Consider the following 12,224-nt stretch of genomic DNA (forward strand, 5'->3'; position numbering starts at 1 on the left):
GAAGTTTTAGAGCGACGCCTCTAGTGCAGCGCGCATTGCTTTCAGTGGCGCGCTTTGACCGGTAAAGAGTTCGTATTGTGCGACTGCTTGATGGAGCAACATGAGATGGCCTGGACACGAACGCCCCCCTGCATCTTCCCATTGACTACTGATGACTGTTGGCCAAGGTCGATAGACCACGTCAAGCAAGAGTCCTGAAACCGTAAGTTCGGGTTTCAGGTAAGTATCTGCAACTCCTGCTGGCGTAGTGTTAATGACCAAGTCACTTTCCCAACATTGTGCATTGTCAGCGCTCGTTGCCTGAAAAGTTATCCCCAGTTCTGTGGCAATCTCATCGCAGACCAAGATTGCCTCAGGATTCCGAGCAACAAGGTGAATTTGTTGCACCCCTAGTTCATGTGCTGCCACTATGGCAGACCTTGCAGTCGCACCGGAACCTAAAATGGAACAAGTTTTTGCCGCTCCTATTTCACTTTCCTGACAGGCACGCACTATTCCGTACACATCAGTGTTGTAAGCGACAATTTGATCAGCAAATACAAGAGTGTTTATCGATCCGGTTAATTGAACCAGTGGTGTCAACTCTTCAGCGACTGAGAATGCAGCTACTTTCAGTGGCATTGTCAGGGACAGTCCTAGCCACTGTTCGTCGCAATTAGAAACAAACGCAGCCAACTCGTTCTCTGCAATCTCTATCGCTGAGTACGTATGCGGCAGATTCTGAGCTTGGTAGCCGGCAGTATGAATTGCAGGTGAAAGTGAGTGCAAAATTGGCTTGCCCAGCACGGCAGCTTTCATCTCAACAAGCCCCCTGATTCGCACTGCAGAAATTTAGGAACTCATCTTTAAATCGTAGGAATTCGAGATACGAGGAGGTGAACTTTGTTTCCTGAGTATCTAGGTTTGTTGTTATGAAATACAGCCAATCTCCGTTAGCCGGCTTTGCTGCTGATTCAATAGCCTGAACGCCTGGATTATTGATCGGACCAGGCGGAAGTCCATCATTGAGGTACGTGTTGTACGGCGTAGCAGTAGTCAATTCGCGATCCGACAAAATCACTTTCTTTTTATTCAAGCCATAAGCAACGGTCGAATCCATTTGCAATCTCATAGGCGCTGCCAACCGATTTAAGATAACCCGAGCCACTTTCGAATAATCTCGCGGGTGAGACTCTGCCTGCAAAATCGAGGCAACTGTGAGTAATTGATGTGGCGTAAGTCCGAGCTTCTTTGCATGTATCGGCAAGCCCACGGAGTCGTACTCGACACAAGCTTTTTGAATCATGATTCGTAGAATCTGCGATGCGGTGGCAGCCGCTGGGAAGTCGTAGGTGGCCGGAAACAAAAACCCCTCAGCATTTCCATGAGCCCAAGTTGGTAGACCTACTTTTTGTGGTGATTTTAATGCCACCACAAATTCACTCTCGGGGATTTTAGTTTCTTGTGAGAGCAGACTAATAATTTCCGAATTTCTTAATCCTTCACGAATTAACAACCCCGAGTAAATACGATTAGTTGGATCAAATAACGCCGACAATGCTGCTGCAACTGGCAACTTAGTCCGAATCCGGTAAATACCAGGCTGCAATTGACTACAAGTGTCAGTATCTGCACATAATCCGACAAAGCGGTCAACTGAGGAAATCACGCCCTGTGCCTTTAGAATGTTTGCGATTTGGCTGACCGTTTGGCCCTTCGCAATCTTGATTTTTGTTATTTGCTCGCCTGAGCCGCGATAGTCAGCTGGAGGTAACACGCCTTTAATGACCCAGAGTCCTAGAACTAGAAAAATTCCAGCAATTGTGAAAACGCCAAGCAAAGTAGACTTCTTGGCTTTCGATGGAACGCTTTCCTTTGAGTTCATTTTTCTAGGTTACTTGGTGCTAGTGGACTTGAGTGCCAGCAAGGGATCCTGTACGCCGCTCTATGGCTAGAGCTAGTTCCAAGATTTCCACCGCTGCCGCTTGGTCAATAAAGCCTCTGCTTTCCTTGATGGTTTTCCCGCCGTTTCTCGCAAGAGCCTGAGCACTGGCAGTTGATAGGCGCTCATCGACTAGTTGAATTGGTATTGAAACACTTTGTTGTGCAAGATGCACTTTTAAGTCAGCACCGAATTTACGCACTGATTGAGTCGCCATCGTGTCTGCACCCAAGAGGTTAACTGGCAGGCCAAGGTATATGGCAGAGGGGTCAAAATCAATCAGTAGCTGCTCAATCTGTGCAAAAACGTCTTCAGAATTTTGCAGCGTAGTGACCGGAACCGCTAGTAATTGGTGCGAATCGCAGCGCGCTACCCCAATTCTTACTTGCCCGAAATCTAATGAGATTCGGACCCCAGACTCGGGCAACTTAGTCAAGCAGACCTGCTGAAAGGCTCTCGAACGCTAACTCTAGATTTTCAAGGCTGGGTCCTGCTCCCTGAGCCATCTCAGCATTCCCCCCGCCTCTGCCCGAGACGAACGGCAGAACCTTATTTGCAATAGATTTCGCCGACAGTCCACTTGTTCGAGCAGCGTTGTCTGTTGCTACTACGAATGAAACTTTATCCGCGCTGATGCAAGCTGCTACCAGGATGTTGTTATTTGTCTTGAGCTCACCCTTTGCTGAGGTAACAAGGTCACGCAATTCAGTAGGCTCCGTTCCAACTGGGGCAGTAAACCGATACAGATTAGTGTCGCCAATTCTGGTTGGCGGGCCGACAAGTCCAGCGAGGTCGCCTAGCAATGCCTGCTTTCGTGCCTTAGCGATTTCCCGTTCAGCAGTTCGCAATCTTTCCAGAGTTTGACCGACGCGATCTACTAACTCCTCTGGGCGAGATTTCATGATCTCTGTGAGTTGGTTAACGAGATGGTGTTCGCGAGCCAGAAAACGATAAGCGTCTGAGCCAACCAGTGCCTCGACTCGCCTAACACCAGCGCCAATCGAACTTTCGGACAAGAAAGTAACTAAGCCAAGCTGACCCGTAGCGGTGGTGTGTGTTCCGCCGCAAAGTTCTCGCGCCCAATCGCCAACGCTTACTACCCGCACTTGGTCGCCGTACTTCTCGCCGAATAAGGCCATGGCTCCAGAGTCACGTGCCTGCGCTTGCGTCATGTATTCGGCGCTGATCTTCAGATCTTGAATCAGTATTTCATTCACTCGCGCTTCGACATCCGCCAAAACCGAGGCGGGAACTGGTCCACTGCTCGGGAAATCAAAGCGGAACCGGCCGGGAGCATTCTCTGAACCCATTTGAGTTGCAGTTTCTCCAAGAGCTTCACGGAAAGCTTTGTGTACCATGTGAGTCGCAGTGTGAGCACGCGAAATCGCCAACCTGCGCGGTACATCGACTTCAGACATTGCCGCTGCACCAACCGAGACTGTACCGCTCAATACTCTGCCTCTATGTACAAATAAACCAGGCACAGGAGTCTGGACATCGTTGATTTCGACTGTAGTACCGTCGGCCAAAATGATTTTTCCATGATCACCAAGTTGACCGCCGCCTTCAGCGTAGAAAGAGGTGCGTGACAACACCACTTCAACTTCCTGACCAGCACTGGCGCCCTTTACATCCGTGCCGTCTACGATGATCCCGGCGATTTTCGTTTCGGTTTCAGTTTCGCTGTATCCGGTAAATTCCGTGGTGCCCGCTGAGTTCATGATCTCTCGATACAAAGTAACGGGGGCAACACCGCTCTTGCGTGCTTGCGCATCGGCCTTGGCTCGAGATCTTTGCTCTTGCATCAGGCGGCGGAAGCCATCTTCGTCAACACTGATGCCCTGTTCACTGGCCATCTCAAGCGTCAAATCGATTGGGAAGCCGAAAGTATCATGCAGGGCAAAAGCAGAGTCGCCGGATAGTTTCGCATTCCCGGTTGCTTTTAATTCTTTAACCGCTACATCAAACATTGATGTTCCACGCTCAAGCGTCTGCAGGAAGGATTCTTCCTCAGCGACGGCAACGGCAACCAGTCGAGTGCGATCGGCCGCTAGTTCTGGGTACTGAGTTGACATGGAAAGAATGGTTGCATCCATTAAATCGCCCATAGCAGGATCACCACAACCTAGTAGACGCATGTTGCGCACAACTCGACGAAGAATCCGGCGCAGAACATAACCTCTTCCTTCATTGCCCGGTAAAACACCGTCAGCAATCATGAATGCACAAGTGCGCGTGTGGTCAGCAACCACTCGCAATGCGATATCTGACTTAACATCTCTGCCATACGGCTGACCGCTTAGTGCACTTGCCCGATCGAGAGTGATCTTTGTGGTGTCTATTTCGTAGATGTTATCCACGTTTTGCAATAGCGCTGCCATGCGCTCAAGACCCATGCCTGTGTCAATGTTCTTGGCCGGAAGTTCCCCGAGAATTGGGTACCCTTCTTTGCCTGGTCCATCTCCGCGCTCAAACTGCATGAAGACAAGATTCCAAATCTCTAGATATCTTGACTCGTCGGCAATCGGTCCACCATCACGACCATGCTCGGGACCACGATCGTAGTAAATTTCAGAACACGGACCGCATGGTCCAGGTACACCCATGGACCAGAAGTTGTCTGCCATGTCGCGGCGCTGAATCCGCTCGAGGGGAATCCCTATCTGTTTGTGCCAAATCTCGGCACTTTCGTCGTCGTCAAGATAAACCGTTACCCAGAGTTTGTCCTCAGGAAATCCATAACCACCATCGGTCTGCGATTTCGTCAATAATTCCCAGGCGAATCTGATTGCATCTGCTTTGAAGTAGTCACCAAAGGAAAAGTTTCCGCACATTTGGAAGAATGAAGCGTGCCGTGTGGTTTTTCCAACCTCATCAATATCTAAGGTGCGGACGCACTTCTGGACACTTGCGGCCCTTGCATAAGGTGGCGTTGCCTCGCCAAGGAAATATGGCTTGAATGGAACCATGCCAGCATTAATAAACAGAAGTGTCGGATCATCTAGAATCAAACTCGCACTTGGGACAACAGTGTGGCCGTTATTTGCAAAATAATCTAAAAACCGTTGACGGATGTTAGCGGATTCCACAACTTCCCCTTCGAGTGATTTGGCTTTACCTAAACCCTAGCCAATTAGCCTGGCCATGCCTACTTGCGCCCGAGGATTGTGCGAATCTTCTGCCAGACTGTCGACAGCCGAGTCTCGTCACCGCGCTTGGTTGGGTGGTAGTAGCGTCGCTGAGAAATCGCTTCGGGCAAATATTGAGCGGTAGCTATTCCCGAATCCAGGTCGTGCGGGTAGAGGTAAGGCTCTATCTGCCCCGATTCAGCTAATTTGGAGTAATGGCTGCCGCGAAGTGCTGAAGGAACTTCCCCTATGTTGCCAGATTGGACGTCTGCCAAGGCCGCATTGATGGCTAAATATGCGCTATTGGATTTCGGTGCTAGGGCTATTGCGATTGTCACATGTGCCAAAGTTATGCGAGCTTCGGGCATACCGATCAGGGCTACAGTTTGCGCTGCGGCACTAGCGAGCGGAAGCAATGAATTATCTGCCAAACCAACGTCCTCGCTTGCCAAGATCATCAACCTGCGAGCAATGAATCTTGGATCTTCTCCAGCCTCTAGCATTCTGGCTAAGTAATGTAGCGCAGCATCAACATCTGAACCTCTGACACTTTTGATGAAAGCGCTAATTACGTCGTAATGCTGGGTACCGTCTTTGTCGTACCGAACTATGTTTTGTGCAGACGCACTGGCAACATCCTCTGGCAGAATTTCAACACGCTGTTCGCCAAGGGCTTTGGCAGCACAAGCTTCCAATATAGTTAAGGCTCGGCGGGCATCTCCCCCAGCAAGGCGAACAATGTTGTCCCGAGCTAATTCTGATAAGGTCAAGGCTCCTGAGAACCCTTTGTCACTCGCTAGAGCTCGGTCTAGCAGTTGAAGGACATCTGAATCTGCTAGCCCAGTAACCGCAAAAACTAAGGATCTAGAAAGCAGTGGTGCAACCACACTAAAAGATGGGTTCTCGGTAGTTGCTGCAATCAGCGTGATCCATCCATTTTCCACAGCAGGGAGCAAGGCATCCTGCTGAGTTTTGCTGAAGCGATGAACTTCATCTATGAAAAGCACAGTTGTACTTCCGGTGAAATTCCGATCGGTTTTGGCTTTATCGATAGCCTCACGAATTTCTTTAATGCCGGCAGTTATTGCGGATAATTCGATGAACGAAGCGCCGCCAGCCTTAGCTACCAAACCGGCTAAAGTTGTTTTACCGGTTCCAGGTGGACCCCACAAAATTACTGAGGTACCAGTAGATTCGGGATGTTCCAGCAACCGACGCAATGGGCTATGCGATCCCAGTAAATGCTGCTGTCCGACAACTTCATCAAGGGAGTCTGGCCGCATTCGAGCGGCTAATGGTGCAGTCGGCTCACCGGCGCTGAACAACGATGTCAAACTTGGTTACTTTACTTCTTCGGCGAATGGATCAACATCAATGCCCGCTTCAGTTCGTTGCTGTGAAGTAATTGGAGTCGGTGCACTTGTCAATGGATCAAACCCTGCTCCAGTTTTTGGAAATGCAATGACATCGCGAAGACTTGTTGAACCAGTCAAAAGCATGCAAATACGATCCCAGCCAAATGCAATACCTCCGTGTGGTGGTGGACCAAATGCAAAGGCATCGAGCAGGAAGCCAAACTTCTCCTGGGCCTGCTCTGGACTTAGTCCGAGTAACTGGAAAACTCTTTGCTGCACGTCATGCTGGTGGATGCGGATTGAGCCACCGCCAATTTCATTTCCATTGCAGACAATGTCGTATGCCCAGGCAAGCGCTTGATCTGGAGCCGTTTCAAAATTGTCCAGCCACTCGTCATTCGGTGAAGTAAACGGATGATGAACTGCTGTCCAGCCACCGTCGTCGGTGCGTTCAAACATTGGCGCATCGACTACCCATAAAAAGGACCATTCGTCCTCATTTATCAAGCCGCAACGGTTGCCGACCTCAAGTCGTACCGCCCCCAATAGGGCCAAAGCTTCTGATTTTGGTCCAGCAGCAAAAAATACGCAGTCTCCGGATTTTGCGCCTGTGTGTGCGGCAAGTCCTTCGCGCTCTGCTTCGGAGAGATTTTTAGCAACCGGGCCGCCTAAAGAACCATCGGCTTCAAAAGTAACGTAAGCCAAGCCTTTGGCTCCACGCTGTTTTGCCCATTCTTGCCACGCGTCAAAGGTCCGCCTTGGCTGGTCGGCACCGCCTGGCATCAGAACTGCACCAATGTGCTGTGCTTGGAATACACGGAATGCCGTATTGGCAAAGTATTCAGTGCAATCTATAAGTTCGAGATTAAATCTCAGGTCGGGCTTATCTGAGCCAAAACGTCGCATGGCCTCGAAGTATGTCATTCTGGGTATCTCACCGATTTGGTGTCCTAGAATCCCCTGCCAGAGAGCGCGGACGATAGCTTCGCCAACCTGTAGTACATCGTCTTGTTCGACGAAACTCATTTCAATATCTAATTGAGTGAATTCCGGTTGGCGATCCGCACGAAAATCCTCATCGCGGTAACACCTCGCTATTTGGTAATAGCGTTCAAGGCCACCAACCATCAGAAGTTGTTTGAAAAGCTGCGGACTCTGCGGCAGTGCATACCAGTGGCCTGGTTGCAATCTCACTGGAACAAGGAAATCGCGAGCTCCTTCAGGGGTGGAGCGAGTTAGAGTCGGTGTTTCGATCTCCAGAAATCTCTGTTCATCAAGGATTGCCCTTGCTAGGCGACCCATCTCGCTGCGAACGCGTAAGGCGTTAGCTGCCGATGGACGTCGCAAATCTAAATAGCGATACTTGAACCTTGTCTCATCGCCAACGTTGACTGAGTCATCGATTGGAAAAGGTAAGGGAGCACTCTTGCTAAGTACAATTACCTCGTCAGCGACTACCTCTATCGCGCCTGTTGGGATGTCTAAATTTTCGTTCCCTGCAGGTCGAACTCTGACTGAGCCAGAAATCTTTAAACAAAACTCCGCTCGTAATTCGCTGGCCACAGCTTCGTCATTAACGACTACCTGAACTGTTCCCGATGAATCTCGCAAATCTAGAAAAGCGATTCCACCATGATCTCGACGCTTAGCAACCCAGCCTGTTAGCGTTACCTGAATTCCAGAGTCTTGTTCTTGGAGTGTTCCACATTCGTGGGTGCGAAGCATGATAATCCTTCTTAGCGAATTGAGCTCAGATGTTGAGGTACCAAGTCTAAAGCAATGCTGGATTGCTCCCCGCTGTCCAGGTCTTTGATCGTTACTACACCAGCAATTAGTTCATCCTGCCCGATGATTAAGGCATATCGTGCGCCGGAACGATCAGCGCCCTTCATGGCAGCTTTGATACTTCTTCCGTCCAAGGCAATTTCTGCGGCTATTCCCTGCTTTTGCAGGTGCACGCATAGCTTCACAACTGCATCGGTTGCAGAGGGATCTAACGCAATCAAATAACAGCCACGCTTATTATTGCTAGACCAATTTTCGTTTTCAGACTGTACTGCCAAACAGGTGCGATCGACACCAAGTCCGTAGCCGATTCCTGGTTGCGCGCTACCGCCCAGAGTCTCAATGAGCCGGTCGTATCGTCCGCCACCACCGATAGCGGACTGTGCACCTAATCCGTCGTGTACTAATTCAAAGGTTGTGCGCTCGTAGTAGTCCAGTCCTCTGACCAACTTCGGCGCTGATTCGTAACTAACCCCAAGTACATCAAGGTAGTGCAAGACACTTTGATGATGTGTGGAGCAATCGTCACACAAATGGTCGCCAGGCAACGGCGCTTGCCCTAACTGTGCCTGCACTTCTTCACGCTTATCATCAAGTACGCGAAGCGGGTTTAATGCAGCCCGGCTCTTGGTGCTTTCATCCAAATTCACTTTGGCCAGGAAAATTTGCAGTAATTTTCGATACTCAGGCCTGCACTTGCTGCATCCAAGTGTATTAACTAGGACGCGTAGCTTCTTCAGTCCAAGTAATGACCGTGGTCCGTACTGGGCCATCCAAATTATCTGCGCGTCTAACAATGGATCAGCACTTCCAATTGCCTCAACGCCAACTTGAGTATGCTGCCGGTAGCGACCAGATTGCGGTTGTTCGTAGCGGAAATTTGGACCCGAATACCAAACTTTTACTGGCAGTGGGCCTTTGTCTAGTCGATTTTCCAAAATGGCTCGAAGTACACCCGCCGTTCCCTCTGGCCGAAGTGACAAGCTGCGCCCTGAGCGATCATCAAATGTGTACATTTCTTTGTTTACCACATCGGTGCTTTGGCCAACGCCGCGGACAAAAAGCGCGGTGTCTTCGAAAATCGGAGTCTCAATGTAATCAAATCCGGAAAGGATCGCTGATTCACTCAACGCCCGCTTCACTTCAAGCCACAGTTTGGAAAACGGCGCAACGACGTCGTACGTTCCTTTCGGAGCTTTGAATAAGTCACTCATACTGCATCCAATCCTTGTGCAATTCTTAGCAAAAAAGGGTTAGTGACTCGCTCAATGGCCATTGTTGTCTCAGGGCCATGTCCTGGCAATACCCGTGCATCATCGGGCAGGGGTAGCACTACATCTCTAAGCGTTTCGCTCATGGCTACCTGCGAACCACCAGGCAAATCAGTTCGACCAATCGCTCCGGCAAATAGGACATCGCCAGAGAATACTGTTGTTACCTCATCACAAATCTTGAAGATTGTTGATCCTTGCGTGTGACCAGGGGCTGGAAGAAGTTCGAATTCGATTCCAGCCAGCGAAACGGTCGTTTCTTTATCGAAGACGACAACTTTGCTGGGTTCAACAAACTCTAAGTCAATCGAAAGTGAAGCTTTCAGCATCATTACAGTCTCTGGAGAAATGCCCGAATATGGATCTGACAGCAGGTGTCGGTCCGATTCATGTATGTAAGCCGCGATATCGTAACCAGTGCTTAGGGGATAGACGGACCACATGTGATCTATGTGACCATGAGTTAATAAGGTGGCTACGGGTTTCAGTTTGTGTTTGGCGATGACATCAGCAACCTGCCCAACACATTCATAGCCGGGGTCAATGATGATGCATTCGGCGTTTGCTGATGGTGCGACGATATAGCAGTTTGTCTGCCAGTCACCCGCGGGAAAGGTGCTTATCAGCATTGAAGTCCCCTCTAAATACAACAATTAGATAAGGGTATCGCGAGTTTTTTCTTTGCCAAATGGGCATAGAATAATGAACCATGTCGAATAAACGAGAAAAAGAACTGGCTAGAGCCAAGTGGGAACGCCAGCAGGCGCGTCGCCAAGAAAGAGCCCAGCGTGAAAGTGTTATCAAGCGCGCAGTGCTAGCAGGCGTTTTGGTCCTAGCGACAGTTGGCTATTTCATCGTGGCTCGGCCAGACGCAAAGCCTGTTGCCAAGCCGGTCGTATCTGCAACGCCGGCTGCGTCTAATAGCGCAGTTGCTGCCGCTAGATGTAAACCAGTTTCTGATCTGCAGACTAAACCTCGACAATTTCCGTCGGCACCTACGAGCGGAAATTTGCGTAAAAATTTGAGGCTGACCACAAACTGCGGAGTAATCGACATTGAATTAGATCAAAATGCACCGACCACAAACAAGGTGATGAGCAATTTAGCTACGGCTGCTTACTTCACTAAAACAGCCTGTCATCGACTCACGACTAGTGGCATCTATGTTTTGCAGTGCGGCGATCCGTCTGGCACGGGATCGGGTACCCCAGGATTCAGCTTTGCTGATGAGAATCTGCCAAAGGCAGACAGCAGTGGCACTTACATTTACCCACGGGGAACGCTGGCTATGGCCAATAGTGGGCCTAATACCAACGGAAGCCAATTCTTTATTGTTTACCAAAACAGTCCACTACCTGCGAACTACACAGTTTGGGGTCGAGTCACATCGGGGCTATCTGTAGTTGATCGTGTGGCTGCTGCCGGAGTAGCCGACGGTAAAAAAGATGGTAAACCAAATGCAAACATCGTTATTGAACAAGCTTTTGCTCGATAATCTAGTCAGCGCTAGCGCGCATACAGGTAAGGTATTGGCATGACAACATCTAATGATTTTGGATACGTTGATAGCGAGAAGAACGCGTTCATTAACTCCGAATCTGGCCCTATCAAGGTCGGCTCATTTCCAGATGGGACTGCTGAAGAAGCCTTCGCCTTTTTCACCAAGCGTTACACCGACTTACTAACCGATGTTGAATTGACCATCGCGCGCCTGCAGGAGGGAAAAGGCTCAACTGACGGTATCAGTGCGGTAACTGATCGAATCCAAGCGGCTGTTGACTCACCTAACTTGATCGGTGATCTCAATCATCTTCGAACTGCAAAAACACAGATAGATTCGCTACTAGAAAAGCGCCGTATCGCGAATGCCGAGCGAAAGGCGCAACTGCGGGCTGAAGGCATGGAAAAGCGCACGGCTGTTGTTGAACTGGCTGAGAAGCTAACGGACTCAAAGTCCTGGAAGGCTACAACGGAAAAATTTCAAGAATTGCTCGATGAATGGAAGGCGTTGCCGCACGCAGAGAAAGCTGTAGAACAGGAACTTTGGGCTCGTTTCCGCAAGGCCAGATCCACTTTTGATAAAGCCCGAAAGGCACATTTTGAGCAATTAACCGCCGTGCGGGCTGAGGCGGTCGCCGCAAAACAGGAGATCATCAAGAAAGCTGCTGCGGTTGTGGATAGCACAGAATGGGTGTCGACAGCTAATACTTTGAAACGACTCATGAGCGAGTGGAAAGCCCTACCTCGTGCCGCCAAGGCCAAGGAAGACAAACTTTGGCAAGAGTTCAAAGAATTACAAGATCGGTTCTTTGCCGCTAAATCTGCGCACGACGCAACTAAAGATGAGGAATACGTAGCGAATTTGGCAGCAAAGGAAGCTTTACTTGAAAAAGCTGAAGCGTTGTTACCAATACATGATTTAGAAGCCGCTAAGAAGTCCCTTCGCGCAATCCAGGAACAGTGGGAAAAGGCTGGACACGTACCGCGCGACGCAAAAGAAAAGATTGAACGCCGGCTCAAAGCCGTTGAAAATGCAGTTCGAAAGCTACAAGAGGAACATTGGCACAAAACCAATCCTGAAGTAGTTCAGAGGGCAAATGGCATCGTTTCCTCATTCGAAAGTTCACTTGAAAAGCTCGATAAACAGATTGCAGCTGCCCAAGCCGCTGGCAAAGATGCCGAAGTTGCAAAACTAAGTGTGACCAGGGAGCAGACCGCCTCCTTACTTGAAGCGGCTCGAGCCGGTGCTGCGCAATTTGGGTAA

The 12,224-nt window shown here is 49.7% G+C and carries 10 protein-coding genes; 2 read left to right on the forward strand and 8 right to left on the reverse strand.

What is annotated here, in order from left to right:
* Positions 1-6: 6 nt before the first annotated feature.
* From EBS36_01660 to EBS36_01695, 8 genes are read right to left on the reverse strand one after another with little or no spacing between them, the layout of a single operon-like run.
* On the reverse strand, positions 7-798 hold the full coding sequence (locus EBS36_01660) for a shikimate dehydrogenase (protein ID NBU31866.1): 792 nt from the start codon (positions 796-798) through the stop codon (positions 7-9).
* Position 799: 1 nt separating this feature from the next.
* Positions 800-1,864 carry an endolytic transglycosylase MltG gene (gene mltG, locus EBS36_01665; GenBank protein ID NBU31867.1) on the reverse strand — a complete coding sequence of 355 codons (1,065 nt, stop codon included), beginning with the start codon at positions 1,862-1,864 and terminating at the stop codon, positions 800-802.
* 19 nt (positions 1,865-1,883) lie between these two features.
* Positions 1,884-2,357: a Holliday junction resolvase RuvX gene (gene ruvX / locus EBS36_01670; GenBank protein ID NBU31868.1), complete on the reverse strand. Its 474-nt coding sequence runs from the start codon at positions 2,355-2,357 to the stop codon at positions 1,884-1,886.
* A complete protein-coding gene (locus EBS36_01675; GenBank protein NBU31869.1) occupies positions 2,350-5,010 on the reverse strand; it encodes an alanine--tRNA ligase in 2,661 nt (886 codons plus the stop codon). Before EBS36_01675 ends, ruvX begins: the two co-directional genes overlap by 8 nt.
* A 59-nt stretch (positions 5,011-5,069) precedes the next feature.
* The gene (locus EBS36_01680) at positions 5,070-6,332 is read right to left on the reverse strand and encodes a replication-associated recombination protein A (protein NBU31870.1); all 1,263 of its coding nucleotides are present in this window, start codon (positions 6,330-6,332) and stop codon (positions 5,070-5,072) included.
* 57 nt (positions 6,333-6,389) lie between these two features.
* Entirely contained in the window at positions 6,390-8,129 is a 1,740-nt protein-coding gene (aspS, locus tag EBS36_01685; GenBank protein ID NBU31871.1) for an aspartate--tRNA ligase, read from the reverse strand.
* An 11-nt stretch (positions 8,130-8,140) separates the two neighbouring features.
* Positions 8,141-9,403 carry a histidine--tRNA ligase gene (locus EBS36_01690; protein NBU31872.1) on the reverse strand — a complete coding sequence of 421 codons (1,263 nt, stop codon included), beginning with the start codon at positions 9,401-9,403 and terminating at the stop codon, positions 8,141-8,143.
* Positions 9,400-10,089: an MBL fold metallo-hydrolase gene (locus EBS36_01695; GenBank protein NBU31873.1), complete on the reverse strand. Its 690-nt coding sequence runs from the start codon at positions 10,087-10,089 to the stop codon at positions 9,400-9,402. Before EBS36_01695 ends, EBS36_01690 begins: the two co-directional genes overlap by 4 nt.
* An 80-nt stretch (positions 10,090-10,169) precedes the next feature.
* On the opposite strand from EBS36_01695, the gene EBS36_01700 reads away from it, so the two are divergent.
* Positions 10,170-10,955, forward strand: coding sequence for a peptidylprolyl isomerase (locus EBS36_01700; protein ID NBU31874.1), 786 nt, complete (start codon positions 10,170-10,172; stop codon positions 10,953-10,955).
* A gap of 39 nt (positions 10,956-10,994) precedes the next feature.
* Positions 10,995-12,224, forward strand: coding sequence for a DUF349 domain-containing protein (locus EBS36_01705; protein NBU31875.1), 1,230 nt, complete (start codon positions 10,995-10,997; stop codon positions 12,222-12,224).

This window comes from Actinomycetota bacterium, from assembly GCA_009923495.1.
In the GTDB taxonomy this organism is placed as follows: Bacteria; Actinomycetota; Actinomycetes; order S36-B12; family UBA5976; genus UBA5976.